Annotated in this window: 18 protein-coding genes; 6 read left to right on the forward strand and 12 right to left on the reverse strand. The window is 61.1% G+C overall.

Annotated elements, in window-relative coordinates:
• Nucleotides 1-24: 24 nt before the first annotated feature.
• On the reverse strand, nucleotides 25-1032 hold the full coding sequence (ispH, locus tag CPY51_RS26890; protein WP_111163357.1) for a 4-hydroxy-3-methylbut-2-enyl diphosphate reductase: 1008 nt from the start codon (nucleotides 1030-1032) through the stop codon (nucleotides 25-27).
• A 236-nt stretch (nucleotides 1033-1268) separates the two neighbouring features.
• Here ispH and CPY51_RS26895 point away from each other — a divergent pair, with 236 nt between their 5' ends.
• A complete protein-coding gene (locus CPY51_RS26895) occupies nucleotides 1269-1562 on the forward strand; it encodes a DUF2934 domain-containing protein (RefSeq protein WP_111163290.1) in 294 nt (97 codons plus the stop codon).
• Nucleotides 1563-1568: 6 nt separating this feature from the next.
• Here CPY51_RS26895 and CPY51_RS26900 read toward each other — a convergent pair whose 3' ends face one another.
• The 9 genes from CPY51_RS26900 to coxB form a co-directional block, all read right to left on the reverse strand.
• The gene (locus CPY51_RS26900; RefSeq protein WP_420820744.1) at nucleotides 1569-2318 is read right to left on the reverse strand and encodes an SURF1 family protein; all 750 of its coding nucleotides are present in this window, start codon (nucleotides 2316-2318) and stop codon (nucleotides 1569-1571) included.
• A 7-nt stretch (nucleotides 2319-2325) separates the two neighbouring features.
• Nucleotides 2326-2709 (reverse strand): DUF983 domain-containing protein, encoded by a 384-nt coding sequence (locus CPY51_RS26905; RefSeq protein ID WP_111163292.1) that lies wholly within the window; start codon nucleotides 2707-2709, stop codon nucleotides 2326-2328.
• The gene (locus CPY51_RS26910; protein ID WP_111163358.1) at nucleotides 2706-3200 is read right to left on the reverse strand and encodes a L,D-transpeptidase family protein; all 495 of its coding nucleotides are present in this window, start codon (nucleotides 3198-3200) and stop codon (nucleotides 2706-2708) included. The genes CPY51_RS26905 and CPY51_RS26910 overlap by 4 nt, the downstream gene beginning before the upstream one ends.
• A 72-nt stretch (nucleotides 3201-3272) precedes the next feature.
• Nucleotides 3273-4151, reverse strand: a complete 879-nt coding sequence (locus CPY51_RS26915) for a cytochrome c oxidase subunit 3 (protein ID WP_111163293.1) — start codon at nucleotides 4149-4151, stop codon at nucleotides 3273-3275.
• Nucleotides 4152-4212: 61 nt separating this feature from the next.
• Nucleotides 4213-4824, reverse strand: coding sequence for a cytochrome c oxidase assembly protein (locus tag CPY51_RS26920; protein WP_111163294.1), 612 nt, complete (start codon nucleotides 4822-4824; stop codon nucleotides 4213-4215).
• A 12-nt stretch (nucleotides 4825-4836) separates the two neighbouring features.
• Nucleotides 4837-4971 (reverse strand): hypothetical protein, encoded by a 135-nt coding sequence (locus CPY51_RS33870; protein ID WP_275540504.1) that lies wholly within the window; start codon nucleotides 4969-4971, stop codon nucleotides 4837-4839.
• Nucleotides 4971-5927: a heme o synthase gene (locus CPY51_RS26925; protein WP_111163295.1), complete on the reverse strand. Its 957-nt coding sequence runs from the start codon at nucleotides 5925-5927 to the stop codon at nucleotides 4971-4973. Before CPY51_RS26925 ends, CPY51_RS33870 begins: the two co-directional genes overlap by 1 nt.
• A gap of 62 nt (nucleotides 5928-5989) precedes the next feature.
• Nucleotides 5990-7687 (reverse strand): cytochrome c oxidase subunit I, encoded by a 1698-nt coding sequence (gene ctaD / locus CPY51_RS26930; RefSeq protein ID WP_111163296.1) that lies wholly within the window; start codon nucleotides 7685-7687, stop codon nucleotides 5990-5992.
• A gap of 17 nt (nucleotides 7688-7704) precedes the next feature.
• On the reverse strand, nucleotides 7705-8595 hold the full coding sequence (coxB, locus tag CPY51_RS26935; protein WP_111163297.1) for a cytochrome c oxidase subunit II: 891 nt from the start codon (nucleotides 8593-8595) through the stop codon (nucleotides 7705-7707).
• Between the two features lie 363 nt (nucleotides 8596-8958).
• Here coxB and CPY51_RS26940 point away from each other — a divergent pair, with 363 nt between their 5' ends.
• From CPY51_RS26940 to CPY51_RS26960, 5 genes are all read left to right on the forward strand, one after another.
• On the forward strand, nucleotides 8959-9570 hold the full coding sequence (locus CPY51_RS26940; protein WP_111163298.1) for an invasion associated locus B family protein: 612 nt from the start codon (nucleotides 8959-8961) through the stop codon (nucleotides 9568-9570).
• A gap of 123 nt (nucleotides 9571-9693) precedes the next feature.
• Entirely contained in the window at nucleotides 9694-10398 is a 705-nt protein-coding gene (locus CPY51_RS26945; protein ID WP_111163299.1) for an invasion associated locus B family protein, read from the forward strand.
• 74 nt (nucleotides 10399-10472) lie between these two features.
• The gene (gene tldD / locus CPY51_RS26950; RefSeq protein WP_111163359.1) at nucleotides 10473-11888 is read left to right on the forward strand and encodes a metalloprotease TldD; all 1416 of its coding nucleotides are present in this window, start codon (nucleotides 10473-10475) and stop codon (nucleotides 11886-11888) included.
• A 65-nt stretch (nucleotides 11889-11953) separates the two neighbouring features.
• On the forward strand, nucleotides 11954-12193 hold the full coding sequence (locus tag CPY51_RS26955) for a DUF4160 domain-containing protein (protein ID WP_111163300.1): 240 nt from the start codon (nucleotides 11954-11956) through the stop codon (nucleotides 12191-12193).
• Nucleotides 12186-12596: a DUF2442 domain-containing protein gene (locus CPY51_RS26960; protein ID WP_111163301.1), complete on the forward strand. Its 411-nt coding sequence runs from the start codon at nucleotides 12186-12188 to the stop codon at nucleotides 12594-12596. The genes CPY51_RS26955 and CPY51_RS26960 overlap by 8 nt, the downstream gene beginning before the upstream one ends.
• A 9-nt stretch (nucleotides 12597-12605) precedes the next feature.
• Here CPY51_RS26960 and CPY51_RS26965 read toward each other — a convergent pair whose 3' ends face one another.
• The gene (locus CPY51_RS26965) at nucleotides 12606-12914 is read right to left on the reverse strand and encodes a nucleoside triphosphate pyrophosphohydrolase family protein (protein WP_111163302.1); all 309 of its coding nucleotides are present in this window, start codon (nucleotides 12912-12914) and stop codon (nucleotides 12606-12608) included.
• Nucleotides 12915-13001: 87 nt separating this feature from the next.
• Nucleotides 13002-14345 carry a D-alanyl-D-alanine carboxypeptidase gene (locus CPY51_RS26970; protein ID WP_111163303.1) on the reverse strand — a complete coding sequence of 448 codons (1344 nt, stop codon included), beginning with the start codon at nucleotides 14343-14345 and terminating at the stop codon, nucleotides 13002-13004.
• Nucleotides 14346-14490: the final 145 nt, after the last annotated feature.

Raw genomic sequence — 14490 nt, forward strand, 5'->3', positions numbered from 1 at the left:
GGGGTTGGCGTATTCGTCGGTATCTTATTCGCCGTTGACGAAGGCCATATCGGCGGACGTCAGCTCGATCGTGCGCAGCTCGCGGTTGACGAGGAAATTCTCGGTTTCCTTGACTGTCTCAGCCAGCTCGACCTCGGCATCGTAGCGGGCGCGAAATGCCTCGATGATCTCGTTGACGATCACCTCCGGCGCCGACGCGCCTGCCGACAGGCCCACCGTAGAGATATCGCCGATGTCATCCCAGTCGATTTCCGACGCCCGCTGGACGAGAATGGATTTTTTTGCACCAGCCCGCAGAGCCACCTCGACTAGGCGCTTCGAATTGGACGAATTCGGCGCACCGACGACGATGAACAGGTCGCAGCCGGGAGCGGCTTCCTTCACCACTTCCTGGCGGTTCGTCGTCGCATAGCAGATCGAATCAGCCGATGGCGCGGTCAGGTTGGGGAACCGCTGCTGCAGCCGGGCAATGACGCCAGCGGTATCGTCAACCGACAGCGTCGTCTGCGTGACGTAGCCGAGATTATCAGGATCGGCCGGCATATAGGCGTCGACATCCTCGATGGTCTCGACCAGCGACACCGTGCCTTCCGGCAGCTGGCCCATCGTGCCGATCACCTCGGGGTGGCCGGCATGGCCGATGAGAACGACGTGGCGGCCGAGGCGATTATGGCGCATGGCCTGCTTGTGCACCTTCGAGACCAGCGGGCAGGTCGCGTCGAGATAGAAGAGATTGCGGCTGTCCGCATCCTCCGGCACGGATTTCGGCACGCCATGGGCTGAAAAGACGACGGGTTGCTTGCGGTGCTCCGGCGGGATTTCGCCAAGTTCCTCGACGAAGATCGCGCCCTTGGCCTCCAGCCCCTCGACCACGTAGCGATTGTGGACGATCTCGTGGCGGACATAGACCGGCGCGCCATAGGCCTTCAGCGCCAGCACGACAATCTGAATCGCCCGGTCGACGCCGGCGCAGAAGCCGCGCGGGCCGCAGAGCCGGATGGTCAAGCTAGGTTTGGAAACGGCTATGTTCATCGTCATCCTGCACATGCCGAAGGGCGGTGGTTCAAAAGCCATATAAGATGTCGGGTCCGGCAAAGCCAGCAAAATTCAAGGCAGCGGTCGGATAGCCCATGCCGTTGTCATCGCTCTGACAGCTCACATGCATAGAATGAGCTGAAGCAGGCGATCACATTTGCGTAACGGCAGCCAGATCGGGAACACAGGGGCTTCCTGTCAGTTCATCTGCACCTGACATCAAGGAGAACATCATGGGTATCGACAGAGAAGAACAGCTGAAACGCGCTGCTCACGCTATCTGGGAGCGTGAAGGACGTCCCGAAGGCGCCGATCTCGATCATTGGCGCCGGGCGGAAGAAGAGCTTGGACCTGAGAACGAGAATTCGGCCGGCACCGACGGCGATACGATCGACGGTGACGATCTCGCCAATCCGCGGGCGATGCGGGAGGCCGCGCGGCAACACGGAGATACATATCTCGTCGCGACCGACCTCGAGGACGACGACCAGAGAACGTCGTCCGCCGGAACGCGCGAACAGCCTTGATCGAGGCTATTGCGCCGTGGCATTCGGATCGCGCTTGCGCAGCCACGACATCGCGACGATGGCGACAAGTGCTGCGGCGAGGCCGTACCATGTGACGGCATATTGGAGATGGTCGTTCGGCAGGTCGATGATTGTGACCGCGCCGATCGGCAATCCCATCGGATTGGGCGTGGCGTCGGCATCGACGAAGAACGGGACGACCTTGTCCTTCTCCAGCCCGTCGCTCGACGCCATGACGTCGAGGTCCTTCCAATAGAAGATATTCTTGGTGATGTCATTGTCGGGGACCATCGACGATGGTTTGCCGGTAAGCTTTGCCCGCGCAAGGCCGGTGACGGTCTGCTCGCCGGTCAGCTGGCCCTGCATGCGCATTTCGGGCTCTTTGGCCTCGTAGGGCGTAAAACCGCGGTTGACAAAGAGATAGCGGCCGTCGGCTAGCTGCAGCGGCGTATAGACATAGAAGCCTGGTGCGCCGTCGTAGGTGGCGAAGAAGTGGCGTTCGCGATTGTTGAGATACTGGCCTTGCGCCGTGACGTTTCGGTATTCGATATCACCGCCGCTTTTAGCCATGGCCTCGATGTCGGCAAGCGGGACCGGCGGCATCGTGCGCCGCGCCTCGATATCCGCGATCAGGCCTTCCTTCCAATGCAGCCGCTGAACCTGCCAGGTGCCGAGCGACAGCAGAATGCCGAGCACCACGAGCAGAAGCACAGCCTTGGCGACTTGCCAAACGGGGTGAGCGCGGCGGGTCTGGATTGAAGCGTCAGTCACTGCTGATCTGCCCCTCGCTGGCGTTGTGACGATATTGCAGCGCCACGAAGATGCCTTTGCACCAGCGCAGCGACAACAGGGACAAGACGATCGTCAGCGGCCCGAACAACAGCGCATGCACCCAGATCGGCGGGCCGTAATTTACCTGCAGCCAGAGCACCGACCCGATGATGATAAAACCGACGATCAGGATGACGAAGACGGCCGGGCCATCGCCCGAATCGGCGAAGGCGTAGTCGAGCCCGCAGGCAGCGCAGCGCGGCTTCAGCGAAAGAAGGCCATCGAACAGCTTCCCCTCGCCGCAGCGCGGGCAGCAGCCTTTCAGGCCTACCTTTACGGGATCAACCGGTGGAAACCGTGCGCTGTCCTCGATCATGGTTCAATCTCTATGGGCGTACCGTCGGACACCATGTCCCAGATCGTATCCATATCGGAATTGGCGACGGCGATGCACCCGTTGGTCCAATCGAAATACTGGACCAGGGGCGCCAGCCAGCCGAAATAATTGCGCTGGCCATGGATCATGATCATACCGCCGGGATCGTAGCCAGCGGCCTTTGCCTGCGCCAGATCTGCAGCATTCGGATAGGATATATGGAGCGAGCGGTGGTAGCCGCTGGCGCTGTTTCGCCAGTCAAGGACGTAGCGACCTTCCGGCGTGCGCCCGTCACCCTCCCGCTCCTTACGGCCGACCGGTGAGCCACCGAGGACGAAAGCAACACGGTGCAGCGTCGTGTCGTTGCTCTTAAGCTCGAGAACTCGTTCCGCTTTGTGGACAACGACCAACGTTACAGGTTCCGCTGCCAGGGCGGGCGATCCCACCGGCAGGAGAAAGGCAATCAGTCTTAAGCTTGATCGAAAACGTATCAAAATGATCTGTCCTGAAATGAATGAAGCGGCTGCATCGCTGCAGCCGCCTCTAACTTGGTTCCTGGGTACTCAACCCGCCGCGAGCGGGGCGCCCCAGCCGCCCCAGATGTAGATCGAGAAGAACAGGAAGAGCCAGACCACGTCGACGAAGTGCCAATACCAGGCGGCGGCTTCGAAGCCGAAATGCTGCGTCGGGGTGAAATCTCCCTTGATGGAGCGGACCAGGCAGACCAGGAGGAAGATCGTCCCGATCAGCACGTGGAAGCCGTGGAAGCCGGTCGCCATGAAGAAGGTGGCGCCGTAGATCGAGTCCCTGAAGGCGAATGGTGCGTGCGCATATTCGTAGGCCTGGACCGACGAGAACAAGATGCCGAGCAGCACCGTCAGCGTCAGTCCCTGGATCAGGCCCTTGCGGTCGTTGTGCAGCAGAGCATGATGCGCCCAGGTGACCGTCGTGCCTGACAGCAGCAGGATGACGGTGTTGTAGATCGGCAGGTGCCAGGGGTCGAGAACCTCGACGCCCTTCGGCGGCCATTGACCACCGGTGAAGAGCACGCGCGAGGCCTGGATCGGCTCGCTGGAGAACAGGCTGGCGTCGAAATAGGCCCAGAACCAGGCGACGAAGAACATCACTTCCGAGGCGATGAACATGATCATGCCGTAGCGCAGGTGCAGCGAGACGACGCGGGTATGCGCACCCTCATGCGCTTCCTTGATCGTGTCGGACCACCAGCCGTACATGACATAGAGGATGACCGCGAGGCCGATGTAGAACAGCCATGGGCCGGCGAACTCGATGCCGAACACCTTGAACGAGCCGCCGCTCAGGTAGCGCATATAGGCGACACCACCGAAGGTAATGACGAAAGCGCCGAAGGCCGCGATGATCGGCCACGGGCTTGGGTCTATGATGTGGTAGTCATGATTTTTCTGATGCGCTTCGGCCATGTCAGCAATCCCCGAATTACTTTTTCCCATATTGCCTCCGGCAACGCCGAAGACATCTCCATCAAAGTTTTTTTGCCGTGACCGGCGTTGGATCCGCGTTCAGGGCAACCGGCTTTGAGCCATCCCGCGGGTAGAAGGTGTAGGACAGCGTCAAAGCCGTGATGTCCTTGGTCTCAGGCGCCTTGGTGATATCAGGATCGACGTAGAACACGACAGGCATCTCGCGCTTTTCGCCCGGTGCCAGGTCCGTCTCGTTGAAGCAGAAGCACTGCACCTTATTGAAATAGACCCCTGCCTCGACCGGCGAGACGTTGAAGATCGCCTGCCCGCGCGTCGGCTGGTCGGACTTGTTCTCGGCGTAGAACTTGATCTCGATGGTCTCCCCGATTTTCGGATTGACCTTTTTCTGCATCGGCTTGAAATCCCAGGGCAAGCCGGGCGCGACATTGGCATCGAAGCTCACCTCGACGGGCTTGTCGAGAATGACTGAAGAGGCCTGCTCGACGCGCTGCGTGGTGCCGTTGAAGCCTGTCAGCTGGCAGAACATCCTGTAGAGCGGCACGGTCGCATAGCTCATTGCGCCCATGCCGACGACGAAGCTGACGCACATGAGAACGATCATGCCGTTGTTGCGGCCGACCTTCTGCGCTCCGTCTGGTGTCACTTCGGCCATCAAGTCCACTCCCTAGTGTCCGGTACCGACTTTGATGATGGTGATCGCGTAGAAGATGACGACCAGGCCGGCCAGCACCAGGCCGAGCGCGACGTTGCGGCCGCGCCGTGATTTCTTCTGCGCTTCGGTAAGCTTGATCAGGTCCATCAGAACCCTCCTCCCGCGCCTGAGACAAGCACGGAGGCCAGGCGGTCGAGCATCAATGCAGAGAAGATCGCGAACAGATAGAAGATCGAATAGGCGAACATCTTCTTGGCCGGCACCATCTTCGCATCGCCGTCCGGCATCCGCCAGACGGCGATGGAACAGTAGACGAAGAGGGCGCCGAGCAAGCCGGCGACGAGCCCGTAGCCGAGGCTGGCAAAGCCCATGAGCCATGGCACGACGCCGATTGCCGCCGTCAGGACCGAATAGATGACGATCTGGTTTTTCGTCGTCGGAATGCCTGACACGTTCGGCAGCATCGGCACGCCGACAGCCTCGTAGTCCTTCATCTTGAACAGCGCCAGGGCCCAGAAATGCGCCGGCGTCCAGAAGAAGATGATGAGGAAGAGGACGATGCTTTCCATGGGCACTGTGCCCGTGACGCAGGCCCAGCCGATGATCGGCGGGAAAGCGCCGGCAGCGCCGCCGATGACGATGTTCTGCGGCGTCGAGCGCTTCAGCCACATCGTGTAGACGACCGCGTAGAAGAAGATGGTGAAGGCGAGGATCGCGGCCGGCAGCCAGCTGACCGCGAGAGCCAGGATCGTCACCGAAAAGCCTGACAGCACCAGGCCAAAGCCGAGCGCTTCGGCCGGAGTAACGCGGCCGGAGGGAATGGGGCGCTTGGCGGTGCGGGTCATGACCGCGTCGATATCGGCGTCATACCACATGTTCAGCGCGCCGGATGCGCCGGCACCGACTGCGATGCACAGGATGGAGATCAGCGCCAGGACGGGATTGATATGGCCGGGCGCGAGCACGAGACCCGCAAAGGCCGTGAAGACGACCAGCGACATGACGCGCGGCTTCAAGAGCTCGAAAAAATCGCGCGCGCTGGCTTTCGAAAGGCCGATCTCGCCTTCGGCCGCGCGCGCCTCATGATTTTCGATAACCGCCATTACTAAGTCCAGTTTGATTTGAGGCCAGGCGCCGAAATGTTGTTCGGCGCCTGGGGATCTGATTACTTGATGCGCGGGAGCTGTTCCCACTGGTGGAACGGCGGCGGCGAGGAAAGCTGCCACTCGAGCGTCGTTGCGCCCTCGCCCCATGGATTGTTGCCTGCCAGCCGCTTCTTGGCGAAGGCATCGTAGACGCCGTAGAGGAAGATGAGCACGCCGACGGCCGAGACGTAGGAACCGATCGACGAGACGAAGTTCCAGCCGGCGAAAGCGTCGGGATAGTCGATGTAGCGACGCGGCATGCCGGCGAGGCCGAGGAAATGCTGCGGGAAGAATACCATGTTCACGCCGATGAACATTACCCAGAAATGCAGGTTGCCGATCGCCTCGTTGTACATGTAGCCGCTCATCTTCGGGAACCAGTAGTACCAGGCAGCGAAGATGGCGAAGACGGCGCCGAGCGACAGAACGTAATGGAAGTGGGCGACGACATAGTAGGTGTCGTGCACCGGACGGTCGAGGCCGGCATTGGCGAGCTGTACACCCGTCACGCCGCCGACGGTAAACAGGAAGATGAAGCCGATCGCCCAGATCATCGGCGTGCGGAACGAGATCGAACCGCCCCACATCGTCGCGATCCAGGAGAAGATCTTCACGCCGGTCGGAACTGCGATGACCATCGTCGCGAAGACGAAGTAGCGCTGCGTATCGAGCGACAGGCCGACGGCGTACATGTGGTGAGCCCAGACGACAAAGCCGACGGCACCGATCGCCACCATGGCATAGGCCATGCCGAGATAGCCGAAGATCGGCTTCTTCGAGAAGGTGGAGACGATGTGGCTGATCATGCCGAAGCCGGGCAGGATCAGGATGTAGACCTCGGGGTGGCCGAAGAACCAGAACAGATGCTGGAACAGGATCGGGTCGCCGCCGCCTTCAGGCGCAAAGAAGGTCGTGTGGAAATTGCGGTCCGTCAGAAGCATGGTGATGGCACCAGCAAGCACCGGCAGGGACAGCAGCAGCAGGAAGGCGGTGATCAGCACCGACCAGGCAAACAGCGGCATCTTGTGCAGCGTCATGCCGGGAGCACGCATGTTGAGGATCGTGGTGATGAAGTTGATCGCACCGAGGATCGACGAGGCGCCGGCGATGTGCAGGGCAAAGATCACAAGGTCGACCGCCGGACCGGGGTTGCCGACACTAGATGACAACGGCGGATACATCGTCCAGCCGCCGCCTGCACCATAGGCGCCTGCCGGGCCTTCGACGAACATCGAGGTCAGCAGCAGGAGGAACGCCGGAACGATCAGCCAGAAGGAGATGTTGTTGAGCCTCGGGAATGCCATGTCGGGGGCGCCGATCATGATCGGCACCATCCAGTTGGCAAAGCCGCCGATCATCGCCGGCATGACCATGAAGAAGATCATGATCAGCGCGTGCGCCGTTGTGAAGACGTTGTACATCTGCTTGCCGCCGTCGATCGCGGCATCGCCGGAAAAGCCGTAGACCATGGAGGCGAGGCCGCTGAAGATCTGGATCCCCGGCTCCTGCAGCTCCATGCGCATCGCCACCGAAAGCGCACCGCCGACGAGACCCGCACAGATCGCGAAGATCAGGTAGAGCGTTCCGATGTCCTTGTGGTTCGTCGAGAACAGCCAGCGATCGGCAAAGCTCGGCTTGTGGACGTGGTGATCGTCATGTGCGTGCGTTGCGTCGTGAAGATCATGCGTATGATCGTCGTGAGCTGCGGATCCAGCCATTGTATCCTCTCCCCTAATTACTGTGCGACATTCGCGGCGACATCGACGGTCGGCGCTGGCCGGTCGACCTCAGCCATCAGGGCCTTGTTGGCCTTGCCGAGGTCGCTCGCGGCTACTGTCAGCCACTGCTTGTACTTGTCTTCGGAAACGATACGGATGGCGATCGGCATGAACGCATGGTCCTTGCCGCACAACTCCGAACACTGCCCGTAGAACAGGCCCTCGCGCTCTGCGCGGAACCAGGTTTCGTTCAGGCGTCCCGGAACGGCATCGGTCTTGACGCCAAAGGACGGCATCGAGAAGGAATGAATAACATCGGTCGGCGCTGCAGTGACGAGGACACGAACAGTCTTGTTGACCGGCAGCACGAGCTCGTTGTCGACCGCGAGAAGGCGCGGGTAGACCGCCATGTCGGCCTTGCCCGCAGCTGCGCGGTCCGGCTCCTTCAGCAGATAGCTATCGAAGGCCAGCGGCGTGTCGCCGACATTTTCATATTCATAGTTCCACTGCCACTGCGTGCCGGTCACCTTGATCGTTACGTCAGGGTTCTGCGGAAATGTCAGCTGCGCGGTCAAAAGGTCGAAAGACGGGACGGCGAGGAAGAGAAGCACGAGAACCGGGCCAATGGTCCATGCAACTTCGATCAGCGTGTTATGGCTCGTGCGCGACGGCACGGGATTTTTGCTGGCGCGGAACTTGACCATGACGGTGATCAGAAGCGCCAGGACGAATAGCGTGATCGGCACGATGAACCAGAGCGTATAATGCTCGAACCAGCGGACCTGGCTCATGATCGGCGTTGCCGCCGGCTGGAAGTCCATCTGCCACGGCTTTGGTTGATCGGCAAAACAGCCCGTCGCGAAAAGCAGACAGGCGGTCGACGCCAAAACTGCGTTGGCCCTCTTCATCACAAATTATCTCCCTCAGGCGTTTGATCCGGATCAGTCACAAACGCAGAATCCCTACAATCCTCACCGTTTCAAACCACAGTTTGACGTGGTCCGCAACAACTCACCGCATTTGTCTATGCGGCATTTTTGCGCAAACCAGAACTGCCGTCCGATTGCCTGAACAAGACTTCGATTGCCAGAACAAGACAAGGGTTTTCATCATCATACGGATAATATCGGCGAGGTCCAACCGGAACGGGGGACAAAATGACTGGTAAGTCCTATTTCCGCCGCACTCGAATTGGAATCCAGCTACCGGGGCTTTTCATTTCCCGGCTTGGGTCTAAACAATGGCCCACTGATTCGAATCTAGGGGTTTTCATGGGTTTTCGTTCCCTCGCGCGGTTTTGGCTGCTGACCGCCAGTATCGCCGTCGCGGCCTCGCCAACGGTTTTTGCGCAACAGCCGGCACCAGCCCCTGCGCAGCAGCCAGCCCAGACGCAGCCTGCCGACGAGCAGCAGGTTCCCTCGGCACAACAGCCGCCCGGTAGCGTCAAGTCAATGCATGGCGCATGGTCCGTGGTCTGCGACAAGCCGGCAGGTGCTGCCACCAATCAATGCGCGCTGATGCAGAACGTCATTGCGGAGGACAGGCCTGAGGTAGGCCTTTCCGTCGTCGTTCTGAAGACCGCCGATCGCAAGGCGAAGATCCTGCGCGTCCTTGCCCCGCTCGGCGTGCTTCTCAATCCGTTTCAGCCAACCGACGGCGGCCTCGGCCTGATCGTCGACGGCAAGGATCTCGGCAAGACCCAGTTCGTCCGTTGCTTTGCCGATGGATGCTACGCGGAAGTGGCCCTTGACGACAATCTTCTGAAAATGTTGCGTGCAGGGACGACGGCGGTCTTTTCGGTGCGCGAGGCAGCGGATAAGGATAAGATCGGCATCCCGGTCGACCTCAAAGGGTTCGGCGACGGCTACGACGCGCTGCCGTGATAAGGTAGCACTGTCGAAACGGCGGTTGCGCACTATTGTAGCGTACGGACTTCAATGCGTTGGAGAGTGAACGGCGCGGCGCCCGACCTTTTATGAAGGAGGGTTCCTTTTCAAGAGGCGTAAATGGGGTTTCGTTCTTCTGAAGGATTTAGGATCGGTCGCGCGGCTGTCGCAGCCTCTCTGATGCTGCCCGCTCTGGCTCTGGCGGAGGATCCGGCTACTCCCCCGGCGGCCCCGGCACCAGCCGTGCAGCAAGCACCGGCGGCACCAGCAGCTCCCGCGCAACAGGCGGCTCCAGCAACGCCCGCCGCCCCGTCAACGCCGGCAACGGCCGCCACCCCCGCACAGCCCTCTCCCGCAGCTCCGGCCTCACCTGCGCAACCGGGTGCGCCCGCGAGTGCGCAGCCGACCAAGACCGCCTTCGGCGCCTGGACCGTCGTCTGCGGCACGCCGGACGGCGGCTCGGAAAAGCGCTGCGTCCTGATGCAGAGCGTGGTCTCGCAGGAACGTCCGGAAATGCAGCTTTCCGTCGCGGTGTCGAAGATGCCGGGCGGCAAGTCGGGCCTTCTGCGCGTGCAGGCGCCGCTGAGCGTATTGTTGCCAAACGGCCTCGGCCTCTATGTCGACGGCGCCGATATAGGCAACGCCTATTTTGCCCGCTGCTTTTCCGATGGATGCTATGCCGAAGTCGTGCTGGAGGATGCGCTTCTCGGCACCTTGCGCAAAGGCTCGAGCGCGACCTTCACCGTGTTCCAGACCCAGGAGGAAGGCATCGGCATCCCGGTCGATCTCAAGGGGTTTGCCCAGGGCTACGACGCCCTGCCCTGATACCGGTCCCGATGGCGGGGCTTGCTCTGTCGAACCCCGAGCCTTACATCCGCTTTGAACGGAGCACCAATTTCATGAATACCGATCTCCTCACCCTGTTCGACACCGACGAGACCAAGCTGCGCGGGATCGTTTCCGATGCACTAGCCGGGGCCGACGATGGCGAACTGTTCGTCGAGCATGTCCAGGCGGAATCGCTGACCTTCGACAATGGGCGAATGAAGGGCGGCAGCTTCAACACCGAGCAGGGCTTCGGCCTGCGCAGCGTCGCCGGCGAGGCGGTCGGCTATGCCCATGCCGGCGATCTCTCGGAAGCAGCACTTCGCCGGGCGGCGGATGCGGTCGGCGCGGTGACACGCGGCTATGCCGGCTCCTATGCGGCGGCCCCGCAGCGCACGAACAAGGTGCTCTACAGCGACGAGAACCCAATCGGGAGCCCAAGTTTCGAGGACAAGGCCAAGCTGCTTCAGCAGATCGACTCCTATCTCCGCGACAAGGACGGCAAGGTCCGGCAGGTGACGGCTTCGGTTGCGGCCAGCTGGCAGGTGGTTGATATATTGCGCGCCGATGGCCACCGCGTCCGTGATGTCAGGCCAATGACGCGGATCAACATCAACGTCATGGTCGGCGACGGCGACCGGCAGGAGAGCGGTTCCTACGGCACCGGCGGTCGCGTCGGCTTTGCAGATTTCATCACCGAGGAGAACTGGCATTTCGGCGCCGACGAGGCGTTGCGCCAGGCGCTGGTCAATCTCGACGCCATGGATGCGCCGGCCGGCACGATGGATGTCGTGCTGGGGTCCGGCTGGCCGGGCGTCATGCTGCACGAAGCGGTCGGCCACGGCCTCGAAGGCGATTTCAACCGCAAGAAGACCTCGGCTTTCGCGGGCCTGCTTGGCCAGATGGTCGCCGCCGCCGGCGTTACCGTGGTCGACGACGGTACGATCGAAAACCGTCGCGGCTCGATCACCGTCGACGACGAGGGAACGCCGTCGGCCTATAACGTGCTCATCGAGAACGGCAAGCTGGTCGGCTATATGCAGGATCGGCAAAACGCCCGACTGATGGGCATGAAGCCGACCGGGAACGGCCGTCGCCAGGGCTATTCGCATGTGCCGATGCCGCGCATGACCAACACCTACATGCTCGGCGGCGACAAGACGCCGGAAGAGATCATTGCCTCGGTGAAGAAGGGCGTCTACGCCGTATCCTTCGGCGGCGGGCAGGTCGACATCACCTCGGGCAAGTTCGTCTTCGGCTGCACCGAAGCCTACATGATCGAAAACGGCAAGATCGGCGCCCCGATCAAGGGCGCGATGCTGATCGGCAATGGCCCTGATGCGATGAAGCGCGTCTCGATGATCGGCAACGACATGAAGCTCGATACCGGCATCGGCAATTGCGGCAAAGGCGGCCAATGGGTCCCCGTCGGCGTCGGCCAGCCGCATCTGCGGATGGACCAGGTGACCGTGGGCGGGACAAAGGCGTAGGGGCGCCGACTTCGGATTCGAAGTATTCGGCTTGAATAACCCATCGCGATGGGTTATTCTGCTATATGGTCACGATTTTTCGTTCAGGCGGATTTCGAGTCGTGATCTTCAGTGATGATCACGAGCCTGCTCACGTCCATGTCTTCGGGGATGGGGAGGCAAAAATCAACCTGATCGGAATGAACGGCGCCCCCGAACTTGTCTGGGCGGACGCGCTCAAACGAAGCGATGTGCGTCGCGCTATGGCGATTGTTCAGGACCATCAGGAAGAGTTTCTAGCTCGGTGGAGGAATATTCATGGCTGATCTCACCGACATCGCCGTAGACGCGGCAATCGAACGCGGAAAGATCCTGCGTGAGACCGAGCCTCGCGCCGCAGCAGTCCGCTATGACCGGCAGACCGGCCGGCTGATTGTCGACCTTACCAATGGGTGCACATTCGCCTTTCCGCCGCGGATTGCGCAAGGGTTGGAGATGGCAACGGACGACGAACTGTCGCAAGTGGAAATTCTCGGAACAGGTCTCGGCCTGCATTGGGAAGCCTTGGACGTTGATTTTTCTGTCCCCGGGTTGCTCGCCGGTATTTTTGGGACTAGGACTTACATGGCCCGCCGCGCCGGACAGGCAACCTCGCCTTCAAAAGCGGCGGCCGCGCGCGCGAATGGCGCCAAGGGCGGACGTCCCCGCAAGGCAGTCGATCAGCGATAGCGCCAATCGTCAAATACCATCCACCCCAAACCGCCATTTCCGCTCGACTGCCGCGACAAGATCGAGATTGTGGTGGTGGGCGAAGAGGAGGATGTGGCCGAGGACGTCGGCGGCTTCGTCGGCAAGCGACAGGCGGAGATGGTCGTTCGAGAGGCCTTTTTTCCGGCCCCTGCCCGTCAGCCTGTTTGAAACCTGGGTCAGTTCGCCCAGTTCCTCCTGCAGCTTCAGCAGGAACCAGTCGGGGTCTCGCGTGATGTCGTTGGCCGTCGCGTAATCCGCGGAGGCCGCTTCGAACTTTCCGATCAAATTGCGCAGCATTGATGTTCTCCATACGTTCTATGGAGCTATGCAGCGATTCCCGACCGGCGTCGAGGCCAGTCGGGGTTATTCGCGATCGGGCGCTGTTCAGCCCTGGCTAGGAAGCAGCAGGCAGTCGAAATCGTGCTTCTTCAGGGCCGTGCAGGCAGAGTTTGCGGCATCGCGGCTGTCGAAGCCGACGAAGCGGGCTCGATAGACCTTCGATCCGCCCTGTCCCACCGCTTCCGTGTAAGGCGATGCCTTGCGCAATGCCTTGCCAGTCTTGGACTGCGCATCGGCGAGGATGTCCTTTGCGGCCTTTGCGCTTGGTGTAGCGGCGATCTGCACCTGCCAGCTACCGGCTTGCGGCTTTCCGGCGTTCAGAATTTCTTCCTGGGCCTGCGGACGATCCAGCGGGATGGCCATGTCGACCCCGCTTTCGGTAGCAATGCCGGTGCGGGTCGTCAGTGTTCCAAGGGTGCCTTGCGTCGGCGTGACGCTCTTCGTGGTGGCCTGGGCTATGCTCTGTGTAATGACGGCGTCGACGTGGTGCGGTGCTGTCCGGGTCGGAATTTCGATATCAGGTGCAACTGAGGCAACTTCGACATTCCTGCTGTTGCGATTGCCGATGCTGGCCATGAGGCGCGTGTTGCCGGTGGAAGCCGCTTCCTTGACGTAGCGGTTCAGCAGGCCCGCCATCCTGTCGTCGCGGCTGCGGGCAGTCGCCCCGCCCAAAACGACGCCGATGACACGGCGATTGCCCTGTCGCACGGCGCTGACGATATTGAAGCCGGAAGCGTCGGTATAGCCGGTCTTGATGCCGTCCATGCCCTGGTACCGGTACATCAGGTTGTTGTGACCGCGGATGGGGCGGCCACGATAGACGAAGCCCGTCTGCGAGAACAAGCGGTATTCGCTGGGGTAATCATTGATGAGGGCGACGGCCAGCGTCGACATGTCGCGCGCGGTGGTGATCTGGCGCGGATCGGGCAGGCCCGACGGATTGACGAAGACGGTCCGGCTCATGCCGAGCGCGCGGGCCTTCTGCGTCATGATCCGGCCGAAGCCGCTTTCGCTGCCGCCGAGCGCTTCGCCCATGACGGTTGCGGCGTCGTTTGCCGACTTGATGATCATGCCGTTGACCGCCTCGCGGACGGTGACGGTCGTCCCGGCTTTCAGGCCGAGCTTCGTCGGGTGCTTGTTGGCGGCGTTGCTGGAGACCTTGAGCTTGGTGTCCCAGCCGATCTTGCCGCGATGGATCGCGTCGAAGGCCAGATAGAGCGTCATCATCTTCGTCAGCGATGCCGGGTGGTTGAGCTGGTCGGCGCTGTCCGAGGTCAGGACCCTGCCCGTTTTCGCGTCCATGACGAAATAGGCGCTGCCGGCGAATGTGGCCACGGTCGAATTCAGCAGCACGAGGGCCGCCGAAAAGGCCACCAATATTTTCTTCATCTCTGTCCCCAACCGAAACAAATGCAAATGCGTCGCGTGGCGCGATGTGCGCTTTTGCGACAGAAGCGGAGATTTAATGCGAACTTGAGGCAACTGCCTCGATGAACATCTAATTTTGCTGTTGCTGGTAAATGAAGCATTAAGG

This window comes from Arminella tubonensis (assembly GCF_003240585.1).
GTDB lineage: Bacteria > Pseudomonadota > Alphaproteobacteria > Rhizobiales > Rhizobiaceae > Rhizobium > Rhizobium tubonense.

Excerpts from the sequence above, each read along its gene's own strand:
- ispH (WP_111163357.1), bottom strand. The coding sequence starts at position 1,032 with ATGAACATAGCCGTTTCCAAACCTAGCTTGACCATCCGGCTCTGCGGC.
- CPY51_RS26895 (WP_111163290.1), top strand. The coding sequence starts at position 1,269 with ATGGGTATCGACAGAGAAGAACAGCTGAAACGCGCTGCTCACGCTATC.
- CPY51_RS26905 (WP_111163292.1), bottom strand. The coding sequence starts at position 2,709 with ATGATCGAGGACAGCGCACGGTTTCCACCGGTTGATCCCGTAAAGGTA.
- CPY51_RS26915 (WP_111163293.1), bottom strand. The coding sequence starts at position 4,151 with ATGGCCGAAGCGCATCAGAAAAATCATGACTACCACATCATAGACCCA.
- CPY51_RS26920 (WP_111163294.1), bottom strand. The coding sequence starts at position 4,824 with ATGGCCGAAGTGACACCAGACGGAGCGCAGAAGGTCGGCCGCAACAAC.
- CPY51_RS33870 (WP_275540504.1), bottom strand. The coding sequence starts at position 4,971 with ATGGACCTGATCAAGCTTACCGAAGCGCAGAAGAAATCACGGCGCGGC.
- CPY51_RS26925 (WP_111163295.1), bottom strand. The coding sequence starts at position 5,927 with ATGGCGGTTATCGAAAATCATGAGGCGCGCGCGGCCGAAGGCGAGATC.
- ctaD (WP_111163296.1), bottom strand. The coding sequence starts at position 7,687 with ATGGCTGGATCCGCAGCTCACGACGATCATACGCATGATCTTCACGAC.
- coxB (WP_111163297.1), bottom strand. The coding sequence starts at position 8,595 with ATGAAGAGGGCCAACGCAGTTTTGGCGTCGACCGCCTGTCTGCTTTTC.
- CPY51_RS26940 (WP_111163298.1), top strand. The coding sequence starts at position 8,959 with ATGGGTTTTCGTTCCCTCGCGCGGTTTTGGCTGCTGACCGCCAGTATC.
- CPY51_RS26945 (WP_111163299.1), top strand. The coding sequence starts at position 9,694 with ATGGGGTTTCGTTCTTCTGAAGGATTTAGGATCGGTCGCGCGGCTGTC.
- tldD (WP_111163359.1), top strand. The coding sequence starts at position 10,473 with ATGAATACCGATCTCCTCACCCTGTTCGACACCGACGAGACCAAGCTG.
- CPY51_RS26955 (WP_111163300.1), top strand. The coding sequence starts at position 11,954 with ATGGTCACGATTTTTCGTTCAGGCGGATTTCGAGTCGTGATCTTCAGT.
- CPY51_RS26960 (WP_111163301.1), top strand. The coding sequence starts at position 12,186 with ATGGCTGATCTCACCGACATCGCCGTAGACGCGGCAATCGAACGCGGA.
- CPY51_RS26965 (WP_111163302.1), bottom strand. The coding sequence starts at position 12,914 with ATGCTGCGCAATTTGATCGGAAAGTTCGAAGCGGCCTCCGCGGATTAC.
- CPY51_RS26970 (WP_111163303.1), bottom strand. The coding sequence starts at position 14,345 with ATGAAGAAAATATTGGTGGCCTTTTCGGCGGCCCTCGTGCTGCTGAAT.